Source organism: Thermococcus eurythermalis (genome assembly GCF_000769655.1).
Lineage (GTDB): Archaea > Methanobacteriota_B > Thermococci > Thermococcales > Thermococcaceae > Thermococcus > Thermococcus eurythermalis.
The window spans coordinates 1687232-1702732 of the sequence record NZ_CP008887.1 but is presented as its reverse complement, the minus strand read 5'-3'; the positions used below and the strand labels follow the sequence as shown (position 1 = coordinate 1702732).

Annotated in this window: 20 protein-coding genes and 1 riboswitch; of the genes, 10 read left to right on the top strand and 10 right to left on the bottom strand. The window is 54.7% G+C overall.

The annotated features are described in order from the left end of the window. Positions 1–7: 7 nt before the first annotated feature. The 4 genes from TEU_RS09170 to TEU_RS09155 all read right to left on the bottom strand — a co-directional run bounded on the left by TEU_RS09170 (position 8) and on the right by TEU_RS09155 (position 2383). Positions 8–526 carry a hypothetical protein gene (locus TEU_RS09170; RefSeq protein WP_050003492.1) on the bottom strand — a complete coding sequence of 173 codons (519 nt, stop codon included), beginning with the start codon at positions 524–526 and terminating at the stop codon, positions 8–10. Between the two features lie 93 nt (positions 527–619). Then, positions 620–1000, bottom strand: a complete 381-nt coding sequence (locus TEU_RS09165) for a DUF190 domain-containing protein (RefSeq protein ID WP_050003491.1) — start codon at positions 998–1000, stop codon at positions 620–622. A gap of 4 nt (positions 1001–1004) precedes the next feature. Next, positions 1005–1376 (bottom strand): fluoride efflux transporter CrcB, encoded by a 372-nt coding sequence (gene crcB, locus TEU_RS09160; RefSeq protein WP_050003490.1) that lies wholly within the window; start codon positions 1374–1376, stop codon positions 1005–1007. Positions 1377–1516: 140 nt separating this feature from the next. Beyond that, positions 1517–2383 carry a prenyltransferase/squalene oxidase repeat-containing protein gene (locus TEU_RS09155; RefSeq protein WP_050003489.1) on the bottom strand — a complete coding sequence of 289 codons (867 nt, stop codon included), beginning with the start codon at positions 2381–2383 and terminating at the stop codon, positions 1517–1519. A 23-nt stretch (positions 2384–2406) separates the two neighbouring features. Next, a riboswitch (Fluoride riboswitch) is annotated at positions 2407–2482 on the bottom strand. A 91-nt stretch (positions 2483–2573) separates the two neighbouring features. Here TEU_RS09155 and TEU_RS09150 point away from each other — a divergent pair. Continuing rightward, the gene (locus TEU_RS09150; RefSeq protein ID WP_050003488.1) at positions 2574–3284 is read left to right on the top strand and encodes a zinc metalloprotease; all 711 of its coding nucleotides are present in this window, start codon (positions 2574–2576) and stop codon (positions 3282–3284) included. 110 nt (positions 3285–3394) lie between these two features. Next, entirely contained in the window at positions 3395–4831 is a 1437-nt protein-coding gene (gene pyk, locus TEU_RS09145; protein WP_050003487.1) for a pyruvate kinase, read from the top strand. An 18-nt stretch (positions 4832–4849) separates the two neighbouring features. Here the strand turns inward: pyk and TEU_RS09140 are convergent, their stop codons facing one another. Beyond that, positions 4850–5647 (bottom strand): DNA integrity scanning protein DisA nucleotide-binding domain protein, encoded by a 798-nt coding sequence (locus TEU_RS09140; RefSeq protein WP_050003486.1) that lies wholly within the window; start codon positions 5645–5647, stop codon positions 4850–4852. Positions 5648–5713: 66 nt separating this feature from the next. Between TEU_RS09140 and TEU_RS09135 the strand changes: the two genes are divergently transcribed. From TEU_RS09135 to cyaB, 3 genes are read left to right on the top strand one after another with little or no spacing between them, the layout of a single operon-like run. Next, positions 5714–6271, top strand: a complete 558-nt coding sequence (locus TEU_RS09135) for a UbiX family flavin prenyltransferase (protein ID WP_050003485.1) — start codon at positions 5714–5716, stop codon at positions 6269–6271. Next, the gene (locus tag TEU_RS09130) at positions 6249–6731 is read left to right on the top strand and encodes an Lrp/AsnC family transcriptional regulator (RefSeq protein ID WP_050003484.1); all 483 of its coding nucleotides are present in this window, start codon (positions 6249–6251) and stop codon (positions 6729–6731) included. The genes TEU_RS09135 and TEU_RS09130 overlap by 23 nt, the downstream gene beginning before the upstream one ends. Before the next feature lies 1 nt (position 6732). Continuing rightward, positions 6733–7251 (top strand): class IV adenylate cyclase, encoded by a 519-nt coding sequence (gene cyaB, locus TEU_RS09125; protein ID WP_050003483.1) that lies wholly within the window; start codon positions 6733–6735, stop codon positions 7249–7251. A 37-nt stretch (positions 7252–7288) separates the two neighbouring features. Here cyaB and TEU_RS09120 read toward each other — a convergent pair whose 3' ends face one another. The 3 genes from TEU_RS09120 to TEU_RS09110 all read right to left on the bottom strand — a co-directional run bounded on the left by TEU_RS09120 (position 7289) and on the right by TEU_RS09110 (position 9602). Then, the gene (locus TEU_RS09120; protein ID WP_050003482.1) at positions 7289–8482 is read right to left on the bottom strand and encodes a redox-regulated ATPase YchF; all 1194 of its coding nucleotides are present in this window, start codon (positions 8480–8482) and stop codon (positions 7289–7291) included. A gap of 74 nt (positions 8483–8556) precedes the next feature. After that, positions 8557–9255, bottom strand: coding sequence for a cysteate racemase (locus tag TEU_RS09115; protein ID WP_050003481.1), 699 nt, complete (start codon positions 9253–9255; stop codon positions 8557–8559). Between the two features lie 2 nt (positions 9256–9257). After that, a complete protein-coding gene (locus TEU_RS09110; protein ID WP_050003480.1) occupies positions 9258–9602 on the bottom strand; it encodes a cupin domain-containing protein in 345 nt (114 codons plus the stop codon). Between the two features lie 54 nt (positions 9603–9656). Between TEU_RS09110 and TEU_RS11545 the strand changes: the two genes are divergently transcribed. Beyond that, the gene (locus TEU_RS11545) at positions 9657–9899 is read left to right on the top strand and encodes a CGP-CTERM sorting domain-containing protein (protein WP_081947234.1); all 243 of its coding nucleotides are present in this window, start codon (positions 9657–9659) and stop codon (positions 9897–9899) included. A 27-nt stretch (positions 9900–9926) separates the two neighbouring features. On the opposite strand, the gene TEU_RS09105 is transcribed toward TEU_RS11545, so the two are convergent. Beyond that, positions 9927–10877, bottom strand: coding sequence for a hypothetical protein (locus TEU_RS09105; protein ID WP_144244851.1), 951 nt, complete (start codon positions 10875–10877; stop codon positions 9927–9929). Between the two features lie 334 nt (positions 10878–11211). On the opposite strand from TEU_RS09105, the gene TEU_RS09100 reads away from it, so the two are divergent. Genes TEU_RS09100 through TEU_RS09085 form a run of 4 tightly spaced genes read left to right on the top strand, consistent with a single transcriptional unit; the run spans position 11212 to position 14396 of the window. Next, positions 11212–12579: a TldD/PmbA family protein gene (locus TEU_RS09100; protein ID WP_050003478.1), complete on the top strand. Its 1368-nt coding sequence runs from the start codon at positions 11212–11214 to the stop codon at positions 12577–12579. Then, a complete protein-coding gene (locus tag TEU_RS09095; RefSeq protein WP_050003477.1) occupies positions 12572–12844 on the top strand; it encodes a DUF4258 domain-containing protein in 273 nt (90 codons plus the stop codon). Before TEU_RS09100 ends, TEU_RS09095 begins: the two co-directional genes overlap by 8 nt. Further along, the gene (locus tag TEU_RS09090) at positions 12841–13068 is read left to right on the top strand and encodes a DUF2283 domain-containing protein (RefSeq protein WP_050003476.1); all 228 of its coding nucleotides are present in this window, start codon (positions 12841–12843) and stop codon (positions 13066–13068) included. The genes TEU_RS09095 and TEU_RS09090 overlap by 4 nt, the downstream gene beginning before the upstream one ends. A 2-nt stretch (positions 13069–13070) precedes the next feature. After that, positions 13071–14396: a TldD/PmbA family protein gene (locus tag TEU_RS09085; protein WP_050003475.1), complete on the top strand. Its 1326-nt coding sequence runs from the start codon at positions 13071–13073 to the stop codon at positions 14394–14396. A gap of 43 nt (positions 14397–14439) precedes the next feature. On the opposite strand, the gene trm5b is transcribed toward TEU_RS09085, so the two are convergent. Further along, entirely contained in the window at positions 14440–15501 is a 1062-nt protein-coding gene (trm5b, locus tag TEU_RS09080) for a tRNA (guanine(37)-N1)-methyltransferase Trm5b (protein WP_081947233.1), read from the bottom strand.

The following is a 15501-nucleotide window of genomic DNA, read 5'->3' as shown; positions in this document are numbered from 1 at the left end:
GACTGTGTCACACAAAGACAACACCATTAGTAGAGGCGTTTGCCACGCTGGTTCTGAACTGGACGAAAAGCCCGTCCTCGATTATTGAGCTCCTGACCTTCTCTGCTTTGAGAAGGTTGATTTTACCAATCGTCAGGTTGAGGACTGCGTCTATAAGCTCGCGGGGAGCGTCTGCGGAGGTGCCCACTATCAGGGTGTCCGGATAGAACTTGCTGATGTTGTACAGGAGCAGTATGGCGACGGGGTAGGACTTCTCTGCAACATCCACCCTGACAAGGAAGGCCTCGTGAATTGCCTTGCCGACTTCCCTCTCATCGACTATTGTAACCTCAACGGGGACATCAACGACTGCGGCGAGCTTGAGGAGGAACACCTGGAGGGCGCTCTTTGAGACCACCGTCCGTATAATAACGCTGTTCGTGTCCTCGCGGTAGTAAACTCTCTGGAGCTTGGAGTCCTCTCTAACTATGACGTCCATGACGTCGTTGAGTCTTTTTAGGGGTACTTCGAACTCCAGTAACACCATATTTGACCCCCCACATGTACAGCTTACATTTAGTATGTCATTTAGTATGTCATGTAATAGTCTAGCAGTCTTATTAATCTTTAGGTTATGTCTTTACTCTTCATGAACGGCGTCATCTTCAAACTTTTTGACTTCTTCCTGTGTTCCGACCCACACAACAATGGTCGGCTCGACCGTTATCATTCCGTCTTTAATCATCGGCTTGATTTCGCATATTGCCTTTTCTATCTTATAACCCCTGTCAACTACTTCAATGACGATTGGTAGGTCAGTTGAAAGCCTCATGACGTCGCTTGAATGAACTCTGCTCTTCTTTCCGAAGCCGTATATGCCCCTGTAAACGGTGGCCCCCGCCATACCCATCTCGCGGAGCTTCTCAACTATCACCTTGTAGAGGGGCCTTCCGTTCCAGCGGTCGTTCTCACCTATGTAGATGCGAAGGCGGAGCGTGTTCCAGTGCTCAACTTCGACCATTGACTCACCTCCGGGCCAGGATAAACCCTATAAATACTAGGCTTATGGTTACAAAAACGTTTGCCAGGACGTTGAGGCCGGCTATGATGTACTCCCTCTCGCGGAGGAGTGAGAATGTCTCGTAGGAGAACGTGGAAAACGTGCTCAGCGCACCGCAGAAGCCAGTCCCAAAGAAAGCCCTCCAGTCAGCCGGGACGTCCACTCCCCAGAAGAGCAGGCCGTAGAGGTAGCCTAGTATGAGGCTGGCCATGGAATTCACTAGCAGGGTTCCCACGGGGAAGTCTTTATACACTGGGAGCAGCCCCGAGATGTAGAACCTCGCCAGTGCACCGAGAGCGCCGCCGAGCATTACTGCGGTCGCTATTTTCGGGTTCATTGTCTCACCTCTCCTTTTGCTTATCTCGCTCTTTTGAGAAGACTCTCATCTCCAGCGAAGATGGAACATTTAAATTTTTGGGTTTCATCGCGGGTTTTTACTTTGGTCTTATTTCTCCTGAGTGGGTAGGGCAGTTCTCCTCACACGAACCTGCTCATGAAGTCAACCACTGCCAATGCGCGGTAGGTGTTCTGAAAGTTGGATATTCCGAGCTCAAGGCTCCTCCTGAAGCCGCCGTTGGAGTTCCAAAGCTGGCGTATGAACCAGACGTGCCTTCTTGGGCAGGTTGGCGTTTCGTCCTGAAGCTCCAGTCCCCTTGTAGCGTAGAAGGTTGGCTCAAGGTACGGGGGAAGGCTGTAGGGCACCTCGGTGAAGCCGCCCCAGTCACCGCAGAGCTCGCAGTTCCTGAAGTGTGGGCTCTTGGGCGGCCGGTAGCCGAGGATATAGAGGGTGAAGAGCGCCTGGTATGTCATCGTCGTCGTTGGTTGCTTGACGCCGTAGCCGTTTCCGTTGCGGAACTTCATCACGAACTCCCTTATGGCATCTCTCTCATCTGGGTTGAACTTCAAGCCAACTGCATCAAAAGCCTTAGTGACCCAGTAGGTGGCTTCGAGGGGCGTTGCCGTCCCGAACTCCTCGCTTCCACCCAGCCCAACGGCGAACTTGCCTTCTGAAGGATTGTACTTGGTGAAGACTATCTCAGTCTTCTCCCTCGCTGTGTCCTTTGCCCCAAGCAGGGCGAGGCCTTCGAGGGCCATCGCTATCGCAACCACGGCCGTCTGCGGCTGAATTGCGCTGGCCAGGAACTCAATCGTTTTCTCAGGTTTGGGGAACTCTAGACCGAGGAGCTTGTAGATTTTGACCGCGTAGTAGGTGTCGTTCACGTTGGTGTCACTGAGTACGCTCACGAAGCAGTACCCACCGTCCTCGTGCCGTCTCTCCTCAACGTAGCGTAAGACGGCATTGACGTTAACGTAACGTCCAAGTCTGCGAAGCTTCGAGCCCATTCTACCGCCTCCCAAGCTTTTAGCGGAGAACAGGCGTCATCAGCCCTTTCGGGCGGTTCGGGCTCGAAGCCCCGGGCGGACGCCATCGCCCAGGGCTCCATTTTGGGAAGGGATTTAAAAACCTCTCGGTTGCCCTCCTAAAAGAACGCTTATAAATTCCGCACTCACTACACTTGAGAGAGGGTAAAACATGGAGTTCATAGGCTTCACATACGTCACTAATTTCCTTGAAAACACCCTAAAGGAAGCTATGTTCGAAGTAGTTGACGAGGCCAACAGACTTCTCAGGGACTGGGACTTGGGAGTACGGTTTCTCTACCTCGACAGCCTTACTCTTGAGCCGGGCTACCTTATCAGCGTAAAGACCCCAGAGGAGACCGTGAGGCTCTATCCCCTCGAAGTTCTCATTGACTTCCTCGACTACAGGCTCAAGGTCGAGATGGAGAAGGACAATGGCTTTGTTATGAACAAGATACTCGGCCTGATAAGCTTCCCTCTCGCATCACGAAACCCGTATCTGGACTTCTACGAAAGCTTTCTGGGGTTCGAGACCGAGAGACTCGGCAGGAAGATAATGGTGCTATCCATGAAGCCCTTCGAGTCCGATGCCCTCAAGATGGCTCTGCGTGCCCTTGAGAGCCCTCACGTTGATGAAGACGTCAAGCGCCTTGCGAGGCGCGTCCTCTCCCGCGAGCTTGAAACGTTCAAGATGCGCCTGCTCAAGGGTATCCTTCACGAGGTCGGCCACGCCTTTGGTCTTGAACACTGCTCCGGCTACTGCGTTATGAATTCCCCCGGCACGATGGCCCTGTGGGACACCCGGCCGGCGTTCTTCTGCGGCTCGTGCATGAAAAAGCTCAGGGAGAGTTTGACTTTTTCTTTTGAGCCTCGAAAGCTTTGAGGTTCTCTACAACACGTGCCACTGCGACCTCTCAGGCCCCCAAACAATAAGCAGTGACGCGCCCGGAAACGTTTTTTAGCAGAAGCACGTAGTCTCTTTTAGGTGGTAGCATGAGGCTCCCAGGGCAGAAGACAAAGATTATAGCGACACTCGGCCCCGCGTCGCTCAAGGAGAAGACAGTGTCCGCGATGGTTCGTGCAGGAATGAGCGTCGCAAGGCTCAACTTTGCCCACGGTGACCTAAAACAGCATGAGAAGGCGGTAAAGCTCGTCAGAAAGGTTTCAGAGAAGCTTGACAGGCCTATTGCGATACTCGGCGACCTTCCCGGTGTCAAGATTCGCGTTGGGGAAATCGAGGGCGGTTCGGTAAACCTCAGGCGCTGGCAGACTGTGACGCTGACGACGAGGAACGTCACCGGAAACGAGTCGGTAATCCCGGTGCAGTTCAAAGACTTCCCGAAGCTCGTCTCGAAGGGAGATATCATCTACCTCAGCGACGGGTTCATAGCGCTCCGTGTCGAGGAGGTCAGGGATCAGGACGTGATATGTAAGGTCCTCGTTGGGGGAACGCTGTTCTCCCACAAGGGCATAAACATTCCGAAGGCGAGGCTCGCAATAGACGCCGTGACGAAGAAAGACCTGGAGTTCATTGAGTTCTCCCTCGAAGCAGGTATTGACGCGGTTGGAATAAGCTTCGTCGGCTCGGCCTACGACGTTCTTAAGGTGAGACGCTTCGTTGACTCCCACAACGGCAACCTCTTCCTCGTCGCCAAGATAGAGCGCCCAGATGCGGTCAGGAACTTTGACGAGATTTTAAACGCCGCCGATGGTGTCATGATTGCGAGGGGAGACCTTGGCGTGGAAATGCCGATTGAGAAGCTCCCAATACTTCAGAAGAAGCTCGTCAAGAGGGCCAACTGCGCCGGCAAGCCGGTCATCACGGCCACCCAGATGCTCGAAAGCATGACCCATGAGAAGCTCCCGACGAGGGCAGAGGTTACGGACGTGGCCAACGCCATTCTCGACGGAACGGACGCTGTCATGCTCTCCGAGGAAACTGCCGTCGGAAAGTACCCGGTTGAGGCCGTGAAGATGATGGCAAAGATTGCCAGGACAACCGAGGCCTACCTTGACAGCATGTGGGCCAGCAGGACGGTTGAGTGGAAGATGAACGAGCTGAAGGGACGCGGGCCCGCCAAAGGCACCATAAAGGACGCGATAGCAAGGAGCATCATCGAGGCCCTCAACTCCCTCGACATCAAGTACATACTGACGCCGACAAGGACTGGACAAACGGCGAGGCTCATCGCGAGGTTCAAACCTAGGCAGTGGATTCTGGCTTTTGTGACCAACGAATGGGTCGCCAACACGCTGATGTTCTCCTACGGAGTCTACCCGTTCAAAGTGGAAGAGACTAGTGAAGAGGAGATAATCCGTGTGATAACGGGCCTTGGACTCGTAAAAGAAGGGGACACAGTGCTGCTGACCAAGGGAACCCCCATAGGAAAAACGGTAGGAACGAACACGATACGTATTTTCAACGTCTGAGCCTTCCCTGCTCTCCATTTAATATTTTAGCCTAGGGTTGTACTCCAGCAGCATGAGCCCGTTCTTGAAAATCCTTATCGTCCCGCTTTCGGAGAGGCTTATCGCCATCGCCTTTGTGAGCTTTGTTATTCCCGCGGCCGCTATGTGTCTGCTCCCAAGGCCGGGGGGCAGCATGAGGTCGATTACCTTCGGCTCAACTTCCAGATACCTTCCGGCCGCAACAATTCTCCCGTCCTCTTTTATGATGAAGGCCCCGTCGAGCTGGGCAAACTCCTTTATTATCTCCTTGCTGTCCCTGTCCATGACGTTTATTTTATGCCCTTTGAACGGGTTTGGAATCAGCTGGTGGGAGTGCTTCAGGACTCTCCTCGTGTCCCCGATGACGAATATCGTCCCCACGGGGTTCCCTTCCCTGCCCTCGATGCTGAGTTCGATTGCAATCTCCAGCATTCTCTGCAGGACGTTCTGGTTCTGGGCAAAAAAGCTCTTCATTGCCAGAATTCCCTTTTTGACCGTCTTGATGCCTATCGCGTCCTCCGTAACGTAGACAAATGAGTCCCCCTCTTTTACGATGTCCTGCTCTATGAGAAACGCTGAAATCAGGTTGAGCACGTTGTTCAGGTCGAGGTTCTGGGGGACGGAGACCCTCTTGATTTTCTCGTCCTCGACGTCGAAGGAGGAGCCGACGATAATGATTGACAGGTCTGTTTCAGGTATTTTGTCCTCTTCTATCTCCTTCATTATCACGAGTGCCTTGGCGCCGAGCTTCTCAGCTATCTTCAGGGCGCTCTCTATGAGGACTTGATACGTCTTCATGACCCTTCAGCCCTTTTGGCCCAAAAAAGTATAAAAAGCTAGCGGGGAAGTGGGAGCGGTGGTTTCATGAAGGTAGTTGTTGCAATAACCGGTGCGAGCGGGGCCGTTTACGGTGTGAGACTGGCCAGCGTTCTCCGCGAGCTCGGCCATGATGTTATTCTCCTTGCAACTAAAACCGGGATAAAAGTTGCCAGGCACGAGCTCGGTGTTGAAATCGAGCCCGACTACTATGAAGATGACCTGTTTGCCCCAACTGCCTCGGGCTCTTATCCCTTCGACGCCATGGTCATCGCACCCTGCTCCATGAAGACCCTGTCCGCGATAGCCAACGGTTACGCTGACAACCTGATAACGAGGACGGCGGACGTTGCGTTGAAAGAAAGACGAAAGCTTGTGCTCCTCATACGGGAAACTCCTTTGAACCTGATACACATTGAAAATATGCTCCGGGCAACCCGTGCAGGTGCTGTTGTAATGCCAGCGTCGCCTGGATTTTATACAAAACCAAAAACTGTAGATGATATAATAAACTTTATAATCGGCAAAATCTTAGACGTTCTGGGAATACAAAACGAAATTTACAAGCGCTGGGGGACTCCCCATGGTGCAGCTAGACGACCTTGACAGGGCCATACTCAGACTGCTAAAGGAAGACGCTCGCCTGACAATCTCAGAGATAGCGGAGCGGCTAAACAGACCAGAATCAACTGTTCACTTTAGAATCAAGAAGCTCCAGGAGAGGGGCATAATCGACAGGTACACCATAGTCCTTGGAGAGGCTCTCCGGCCCAAAGCGGTTGCTCTGGTCTACATCCAGGTGGAGACTCCAATCATCGAGGACTTCCTTGAGAAGTACATCAACCACATCATGAAGACCCTCTCGATTCTGCCCAACGTCCTCGCCGTTGCAAGGAGCACTAAAGACAGCCTCGTTGCGCTCGTGGGAGAGGAAAACGAGGAGAAGCTCAACAAGTTCATTGACGAGACCATAAGGGTGCTCCCAACGCTGAAGCGCGTGGAAGTAATACCCCTAACGGAGCTCGTCAAGGGCGGCGACGTTATTGGGTTCCTTGTGAGGGTCTGATATGGAAGTTGAGGTCAAATTCAGAGTCGATTTTGAAGACGCGAAGCAAAAAATTGAGTCTCTTGGTGCCGCCTTCGTTCGAGAGGAGCTCCAGGAGGATATCTATTTCTCCCTGCCCCTCCCAAAACTCCTCCGCGTGAGGAAGCTTGGGAACCTTGGAAAGGCCTTTCTAACGTACAAGGAGATTAAAGACCCCGGCAGAAACGAGGAGTTCGACGAGATTGAGGTCGAGGTCTCGGACTTTGACAGAACCGTTGAGATTTTCAGGCGCCTCGGCTTCAAAGAGGATATCGTTGTAAAGAAAAAGAGGCTCGTTTACAGGCTCGGCGATGTCACCTTTGAGCTCAACGACGTTGAGGGCCTCGGCGGCTTCCTCGACATAGAGGTGATTTCTGAGGACGTGAACGATGCCAAGAGAAAAATCTGGGAAGTCGCTAGGGAACTCGGCCTGAGCGAGGAGGACGTCGAGCCGAGGCTTTACCAGGAGCTCCTGAGGGAAGCCAAAAGCGGGAAAAAGTGAAGCCGAGCACGGGAGACACAAAGGAAGTTCAGAGGCCTCACTTTGCCGTTGCGACGATTTTGATTATGTCGTTGAACTGCAACTCGTAGTCTTCTCCGACGCGCCTCTTTGTCCTGGCGTTCACTGCGTAGAGGAACGTCTTTCCGAGGTCGGTGTGAACCTTGTAGGCCAAGTCTCTGGGCGTCGAGCCCTTTGGGAGAAGGTAGACGTGCGGCAGGACGTTGCCGAACTGGTCCGTGAGTTTGTTCTCGTCCTGAACCGGGTAGACCGGTATGAGGTTGAGCAGTTCAAAGACCGCCCTGTTTATGACCTCCTGGACTCCGGTCGAGCCAAAGCGGTCGAGTACTTTCTCCTTTATGAGCATGAGGGCCTTCTCCTGCTTGGGACTCATCGGTTTGAGGATTTTGAAGTCGCTTGAGCCCGGCACGTAGTCAATAAAGCCCGCCTTGGCAGCCTTTCTAAGGGTGAGCTCAGCGGCGGCGCTAGTTGGAATGACGATATAGCCCCTCTTCTTGCCCTCCTCAACGAGCCTCTTTATCCCCTCGTCGGTTGCGGCGTCGGCCTTGTTGGCCGCTATGATAATCGGCTTGTTGGTCTTCCTGAGCTCGCGGACGAAGGCGAGTAAATCCTCATCGCTCCACTTCGTCGGGTCGCTTGGGAGGCCAACCTTGTGAACCGCTTCCCAGACATCTTCTTCGGTAACCCCAATGCCCGAGAGGTGGTCTGCTATCGCTTGCTCAAGCTTCATGTGCTGGAGCTTTATCCTCTTCGCGAACTTCTCCCAGCCCTTCTTGAGTATCCCGTAAATCCAGTAGTCTATCTCCCTCTCAAGGAACTCGATGTCCTCAACTGGGTCATGGTAGTCTGTCGGCTGACCCTCGGCGTCTGTCCTGCCGGTCGCGTCGATGACGTGGATTAGAGCGGAAGCCATCCTCAGGTCGTCGAGGAACTTGTTGCCCAGTCCACGCCCCTCGTGAGCTCCAGGGACGAGACCGGCAACGTCTATCATCTTTATTGGAATCAGGGCCTTTCCGTCTCTGTACTCGTAGTTCTGGGGGTTTGGCTGACAGCCGAGCTCCTTGCAGGGGTGCTCCGCTATTGCGTAGGTGACACCGACGTTCGCGTCTATCGTCGTGAACGGGTAGTTGGCTATATCAACGTCAACGAGGGTGGCCGCTGAAAAGAATGTCGACTTTCCAACGTTTGGCTTTCCGACGACACCTATCTCCATTTCTCCCACCGGGCCAAGTTGGAAGGAGGGTTTTAAGGGGTTTCGGCCAGAAACCTATGGGAGAAGAAAAAGGCTCAGAGCTCCTCAAGGCCGAGTGCGAGTCTGACAGCCTTCTCGGCTATCACGTCGAGGGGGTCTATTAGGGAAACACTCAGGTCGTCAGGCTTAAGCGCAACGCTTACCTCAGTACAGCCAGCTATGATTCCATCAACCCTGCGTTCAAGCTTTCTGGCGACTTCCAAAAGGAGCTTCCTCCCCAGCTCAAGGTTTCCTGCCTTAACGCCCTCATAGATGGCCTCCATGACGCGTTTTTGGTCATTTTTGTTGGGCACCGCTATCTGGACTCCTCTGCTGAGGAGCGCACGGTGGTAGATGAGGCCCTTTATCGTCCCGTCAGTTGCCAGGAGGCCAACCTTCCTGAGCCCCATCTCCTCGATTTTCTTCGCGGTCTCCTCTATCATGTTGACGAGGGGTATGCTTATGGCCTTCTGTATTGTCTCTGCAAAGAAGTGGGCCGTGTTGCAGGGCATTATGATGAAGTCTGCCCCCCAGCTCTCAAGCTTCCTCGCGCCCTCTATCAGCTTGGGCCTCGGGTCTTCGCCGTTTCCAAGGATAAACGCCGTCCTATCCGGGATTTTGGGGTTGTTGTAAATTATTATCCTCGGGTGGTCCTGGTCCCTCTTTGCTGGCGTCTTCTCGACTATCCTCCTGAAGAGCTCGACCGTCGCGAGGGGGCCCATTCCGCCGAGGATGCCGATGATTTTCTCGGCCATCCTCACTCCTCCAGCCAGACGGAGTCGTCGCCATAGTAGTTCAGCTTCACGACGAAGAGCCTGAAGGGCTCGTCGCGCTCGTTGACGACCCAGTGGACAGTCTTAGGCTTGACGAGGAATATATCACCGGGCTTTGCATGGTACTCGGTCTCGCCGATACCAAGCTTCGCCTCGCCGCTTATTATGTAGAACAGCTCGTACTGGTGGAGATGATAGTGCTTCTTAACCGTCTGCCCCGGCTTCACCTCGACTATCTGGGCGTAGCTCCCCTCGGGCAGTTCGCCCTCGAAGAGCGGAAGCTTCCTGTAGGTGCCCCTGTCTATGAGGTTCTTGATTTCGGCCTTCATGATTGTTGGATGGGGGCGGAGAATAAAAACATGACGGGACGGTAACTTTTTGAAGTGCTCCTGCGTATATTTTCAGGTGGTTCCGGTGGGAAAACACCTCCCGCTTCTCGTGCCGGGCCTGGTGTTCCTCGCTGTTGCTGCGTCGAGGGGAACAGGGCCGAGTGGCACTGGAACCTCTACACGGCCTCCAAACATCCAATCCACGCCAAGGCGAAGGTGGAAAAGAAGGGCCTCTGCGGACCGGCCCTGATGGCCCTGCTCGCGCTTCTCCCGGCGGCCCTCTCAAGGCGCCGGTGATTTCTCTCCTTTCTTTATGCGGCCCAATCACCCCGTATCCGGTTCGACGACCAAATCCTCAACCACGTCAAGCTCCGAGTCGAAGACCACCCCCCGGCCACTCGCCCCGGACAGGGCCACCTCTGAAAGGAGGGGCCCCGTGAGCATGTTCCGCACCCTTCCGTGGAACTTTATCCAAACGGCCGGCTCACAGGTGCCTCCTGCGGTCAGGTTCAGGCGCAGCTGTCCCGACGAGTTCCCCGAGAAGTCCTTCTCGTAGTAGGCCCCGTCGCTGTAGAGGCCTGAGAAGTCGAGCGGGCGCTGTGTGTACACCAAATCCCCGGGAGCGGAGAGCTCAGCACAGTAGCTACCGGGCGGCTCGGGGCCTTTTGAGTCCGGCCTCTTCAGGGCGTTCAGGGGGTGGATGCCCTTTTTGAGCCCGCCGAGCATCGAGGATATATAGCCTTCGAGCTCCAGCCGGTAGGTCTTGTTTCTCCCGAGCCTCTTAGGGACCAGCACGGACAGCGACCAGTTGCCGTAATCCCAGGGAACCGAGATTTTAAGGGTATAACTGCCGTTCTCTCCCCCGAGAGCGGCATCGGGTAGTGTGAGCTCGTTAGCACTCAGCCCGCTGACCTCTATCCTCTGCGGGAGACCCGTTTCCCTGAACACTGCCCTTATGGACAGAACTGTACATTCACCTTTTCTCAGGTATCCCCTGTACCTTATCGTCCCGTTTTCATAGCTGAAGTCGGAGATTGTGGTGTTGGCCATACGAAACTTTCCTACTTCCTTGGGGATATTTTCGAGAAACCCCGGCGGATACGCGCCGGGTGGAAGAAGGACATAGGTAGCGGCTCTATCATCTATCCATTTCCGGGGGGTTATGTTGACGGACACCCTTCCGCCGGCCAGTGAGCACAGGAGAATGTGGATGGTGTACCCCGTGCTGTCGAGCACTTCAAGGGATTTTGAATACACCCCACCCGCGAACTCCACGTCCTCAGTCTTAGTGTTTGGCCCCGGGGTGTTATGAGAACTCTCGCTAAAAATCGCGACCAGGAGGATGAGAAAGAAGAAAATCACCACGGAGTATTTTTTCATGCCGCTCACCCAAGCCTCCAGTTCCTGTCTCCATCCAGCTCGAACGCCGCTTTTCCCTCAATGTACCGTTCTTTCATTACCGGATATAATAGCCAAAATATATAAGTGTTACTCCAACCAGAGGTTTAAAACCAGACTGGGATTCTTTTCGACCCCCATCGAAAGGCTCAAAAGACTTTTATAGTTGTCCATCCCACAATGGATTGGACAAACGTCAACGGTGGTGGACATGGAGGCACTTGAAAGGGCCCTTAAGTGGGCTGAGGAAAACCTGAAGGCCGAGTACATCGAGCTACGCTACGAGGATTTGAGAAAGACCACGCTCGGCCTCAAGGACGGCGTCTTCACGAGCTTCACGGGGAAGCTCCACAGGGGCGTTGCCATAAGGGTTTTAGCGGACGGCGCCTGGGGCTTCGCCTCGACAAGCGAGCTTGAGAACCTCGAGAAAAAGATTGAAGAGGCCTACAAGCTCGCTAAGGCGGCCGCACAGACGAAGAAGGAGAAAATCCAGCTGGCCGAGATAAAGCCGGTCGAGGACTTCGTGAAGAGCAGGATGAAGCTCAAGCCAAGGGAAGTGGACATCGAGGAGAAAGTTTCCCACCTCAGGGAGCTTGAGAGGCTCCTCAGGGAGGATAACGCTGTAAAGAGTGTCCAGATTCGCTACGAGGACGGCAGCGGGAAAAAGGCCGTCCTCACAAATGAGGGCACGAGGATAGAGTGGGACTACAACTACCTCTACCAGGGGGCATACGTAACCGGAAAGGCCGACGGGAAGCTCGCGATGGCGAGGGACAGCATTGGAGCCGTTGATTACGGCTGGGAGCTGATGACCGAGATAGAGCCGAACGAGAAGGTGAAGGAGAGGCTTCTCAGGAAGATGCACAGCCAGCTGAAAGGAGTGGCTCCGAAGCGCGGTGAGTGGCCCATCGTTGCCGGCCCGATAGTCGTCGGAATCATCGCCCACGAGGCCTTGGGCCACCTCGCGGAGGCAGACCTTACCATAAACTCGCCCTTCAAAGACCTCATCGGCAAGCAGATAGCTCCGGAGTACGTCACGATGAGCGAGCGCTATGTCAAGGGCGGCTTTGGAAACGACAAGTACGACGACGAGGGCGTTCCGGTTAAGGACATCCACATCATCGAGAACGGAATCCTGAAGGAGATAATGCTCAACCGCGAGTACGCGGCGAAGTGGGGAATGGATCCGAACGGCCATGCCAGAGCTGAAAGCTACCGCTACCCGCCGATAATCAGGATGCGCAACACGGTCTTCGAGCCAGGCGACCACTCCTTCGAAGAGCTCATCGAGGACATCAAGTTCGGCTACTACGTCGTTGACTTCCGCGGTGGCCAGGCCCAGCTCAACAGCGCCTTCCAGGTCGGCATCCAGGAGGGCTACGTCATCAGGAACGGCGAGATAGCCGAGCCGATAAGGGACACCTCGATTACCGGCGTTGCCATAGAGGCTCTGAAGAAGATAAGCGCCGTTGGAAAGGACTTCGGCCTCGAGGTCGGCTTCTGTGGCAAGGGACAGACCGCCTTTGTCAGCTCAGGTGGCCCGCACATGAGGTTTGACGGGGGAATACTGATTGGCTGAGGTTCACTTCACAGGGCACGCCGTTGAGTCAATGAAAAAGAGGAACATCAAGCCAGAGGAAGTCATTGAAACCCTTGAAGACCCGGACATCAAGGCAATAGACACGCTCACGGGACACTTCGTTGCAGTGAAGGGCAACGGTAAAGCCCTGGTAGTTGTTTATGACGCCCGGCTTGGAGGCATAGAAGTGGTGACCGTTTACAAGGCATCGAGAAAGGCTCAAATAGAAAACCGCCTAAGAAAGGGCAGGTGGGTGAGAGTATGAAGGTTCGCTACGACCCGCAGGGGGACATCCTTTACATCGAGGTCTCCCCCTCAAAGGTAGCCGAGACCGTTGAAATTGACGAAGATATCCTCGTGGATTACGATGAAAGCGGCAACATCGTGGGAATCGAGATATGGCGTGCCCGTGAAGTTCTCCTCGGAGAAATTATGAGGCGTTTGAAGGAATTGGGAGTTGAATCTGGCAAAATTGAAGCGGAGGGTTAAAGATGGAGAACCTCATACACTACGCTGAGAAGCTCTTCGATGAGGTTGAGATTGCAGTTTACCGCTCGAGGGAGGTCAGCGCGAGCGTCGAGCTCAACGAGATTTCGATGGCCTCGACGAGGAGCGGTGCCGTAACGATAATCCGCGGTATAAAGGACAAGCGCCTCGGTTTAGCTATAGTGGACAGCGACGAGGAGAATCGCGTTAAGGAAGCGATTGAGCAGGCGGCGAAGATGGCAAAGCTGAACACCAGGGACGAGAAGTGGGTCTCCCTGCCCGAGCCCGGCATGTACCGCGAAAAGCCGAAGCCGAACTACGAGCTCAAGGAGGCTTCTCCAGACCAGCTCGTTGAGATGCTCGTCCGCGGCATAAAGCTCGCCCGCGAGAAGGACAAGAACGCCATCGTCGCCGGTGGAGAGGGTGGCGTGGAGTGGGAGGAGAGGCATATAGTCAACTCCCACGGGATAGACGTCTTTCAGGAAGGCGGTGCGGCGTTCTTCTTCCTTGAGCTTGTCGGCAGGAAAGAGGGCGTCGTGACGCCGGGAATCTTCGACTTCGACGCTAAGCGCAGCCTCGACCTCGACGTGGAGGGCGTCGTGGAGAGGGCCGTGCAGAAGGTCGGCTGGGCCTACAGCGTTAAGCCGAGCAGGAACGAGGAAGTGCCGGTAATCTTCGGCCCGTGGGCGATAGCGGGCCTCTTCAGCTACGCGCTCTTCCCGGCCTTCAGCGGTGAGCGCTTAGTCAAAGAGACGACTCCACTCGCCGGAAAGGTCGGCGAGAAGGTGGCGAGCGAGATAATAACGCTCTACGACGACCCGTTCCACGAGCTCTCGCTTAATCCGGTCATAGCCGACGGCGAGGGCGTTCCGACGAGGAAGAACGTCCTTGTCGAGAACGGTACCTTCAAGGGCTTCGTCTGGGACAACTACTGGGCAAAGGTTTACGGCACGGAGAGCACCGGAAACGGCAAGCGCGACCTGAACAGCGGCGGAATCAGCATTGGCTTCCACAGCATGGTCATCGAGAACGGAAAGCGCTCGCTGGAGGACATCATAGCGGAAATCGAGCGCGGCTACCTCGTGGACGGTGTGCAGGGTGCGCACTCAAGCAACCCGGACAACGGAAACTTCGCAGTCACGGCGAACCCGGCATTCCTCATCGAGGACGGGGAAGTAGTTGGTTCAAGTGTCTTCCTTATAGCCGGCAACGTCTACGAGCTCCTCGGGCAGGCCAGTGAAGTTACGAAGGAGCAGACTGTAATGCCCTCCAGCACCACAATCATAACGCCGTTCATCAAGTTCGAAAACGTGAAAATCGCTGGAAAGTAACTTTGACTTGACTTTAACTCTCAGTCTTTCCTTTTTCTAACTTTTAGGGTGTTTTATCAAGAAAACACTCGCTTTTAAGCTCATGTTCTCCGCACAAAACATCGCTTCGAGACTTCAAGACCCTGAAGTCAATCGCGATGTTGAACTGCCTCGGGGCGTAGGGGCGGACTTTCCTCCGGTCAAGGAACTCGACCTCAAAGCCAAGCTCCCTCGCTACGGCCTTAATCTTCGCCTCGTGCTCCGAAAAGAGGTCTTCCTCCGGGCCGAAGCCGTAGTAGTGGACAACTCCTCCGTCCTTAACACTCAGCATGGCCTCCCTCAGGAAGCGGTCGGCGAACTTGGGGAGGTTCATTATGACGCGGTCGGCTTCTAGTTTTCCGGCGACCTTTCTCACGTCCCCAAGGATTGGCACGACGTTGCTGGCTTTGTTCAGCCTGATGTTCTCCTCAAGGTAGCGTATCGCCCAGGGGTTGATGTCGCAGGCAAAGACGAGCTTTGCCTTCTTCGCTAAGAGCACCGCGTACGGGCCGACGCCGGCGAACATGTCGAAGACTACCTCTCCAGGCCGGGCCTTCTCGAAAATCCTCATCCTCTCGGTGGCGAGCCTCGGGGAGAAGTAGACCTTCGCTACGTCGAGCTTCAGTCTTATCCCGTTCTCGCGGTGGAGGGTTTCAGTCCTTTTTTCTCCCGCGAGGTGGATCAGCTCCCTCACGCGGTATTCGCCGGAGACCTTGCTCCCCTTTGCGAAGACGGCCTTTATGTGGCGGTGGACTTTGAGGATTGCCTTCCCAATGGCCCTTCCGTACTTCACAAGCCCCTCGGGGATTTCGATTATGGCAATGTCGCCAATTATATCGAAAGAACTCGGAAGGAGCGGTCTAACTTCTTCGGGGACGTCAACGACCTCGCGGTAGCTGTGGGGCCTCTTCTCAAGTCTCTCAAAATCGGCCTCTACGAGTTCAAAACCCTCCGCTGGCCCTGTGACTGGGAAGAGTATGAACTCACCCTCCCGCTTAACGGCGTATCCCTTAGCCAGAACGCCGAGTTCGATGAGCTTCCTCCTCGCTTTTTCGGCCTCTCTCTTGGGGACTCTGACGGCGAGCAT

Bases quoted from the DNA above. Each gene is read 5' to 3' on its own strand.
- TEU_RS09170 (WP_050003492.1), bottom strand. From the start codon at position 526: ATGGTGTTACTGGAGTTCGAAGTACCCCTAAAAAGACTCAACGACGTC.
- TEU_RS09165 (WP_050003491.1), bottom strand. From the start codon at position 1,000: ATGGTCGAAGTTGAGCACTGGAACACGCTCCGCCTTCGCATCTACATA.
- crcB (WP_050003490.1), bottom strand. From the start codon at position 1,376: ATGAACCCGAAAATAGCGACCGCAGTAATGCTCGGCGGCGCTCTCGGT.
- TEU_RS09155 (WP_050003489.1), bottom strand. From the start codon at position 2,383: ATGGGCTCGAAGCTTCGCAGACTTGGACGTTACGTTAACGTCAATGCC.
- TEU_RS09150 (WP_050003488.1), top strand. From the start codon at position 2,574: ATGGAGTTCATAGGCTTCACATACGTCACTAATTTCCTTGAAAACACC.
- pyk (WP_050003487.1), top strand. From the start codon at position 3,395: ATGAGGCTCCCAGGGCAGAAGACAAAGATTATAGCGACACTCGGCCCC.
- TEU_RS09140 (WP_050003486.1), bottom strand. From the start codon at position 5,647: ATGAAGACGTATCAAGTCCTCATAGAGAGCGCCCTGAAGATAGCTGAG.
- TEU_RS09135 (WP_050003485.1), top strand. From the start codon at position 5,714: ATGAAGGTAGTTGTTGCAATAACCGGTGCGAGCGGGGCCGTTTACGGT.
- TEU_RS09130 (WP_050003484.1), top strand. From the start codon at position 6,249: ATGGTGCAGCTAGACGACCTTGACAGGGCCATACTCAGACTGCTAAAG.
- cyaB (WP_050003483.1), top strand. From the start codon at position 6,733: ATGGAAGTTGAGGTCAAATTCAGAGTCGATTTTGAAGACGCGAAGCAA.
- TEU_RS09120 (WP_050003482.1), bottom strand. From the start codon at position 8,482: ATGGAGATAGGTGTCGTCGGAAAGCCAAACGTTGGAAAGTCGACATTC.
- TEU_RS09115 (WP_050003481.1), bottom strand. From the start codon at position 9,255: ATGGCCGAGAAAATCATCGGCATCCTCGGCGGAATGGGCCCCCTCGCG.
- TEU_RS09110 (WP_050003480.1), bottom strand. From the start codon at position 9,602: ATGAAGGCCGAAATCAAGAACCTCATAGACAGGGGCACCTACAGGAAG.
- TEU_RS09100 (WP_050003478.1), top strand. From the start codon at position 11,212: ATGGAGGCACTTGAAAGGGCCCTTAAGTGGGCTGAGGAAAACCTGAAG.
- TEU_RS09090 (WP_050003476.1), top strand. From the start codon at position 12,841: ATGAAGGTTCGCTACGACCCGCAGGGGGACATCCTTTACATCGAGGTC.
- TEU_RS09085 (WP_050003475.1), top strand. From the start codon at position 13,071: ATGGAGAACCTCATACACTACGCTGAGAAGCTCTTCGATGAGGTTGAG.
- trm5b (WP_081947233.1), bottom strand. From the start codon at position 15,501: ATGCTCGCCGTCAGAGTCCCCAAGAGAGAGGCCGAAAAAGCGAGGAGG.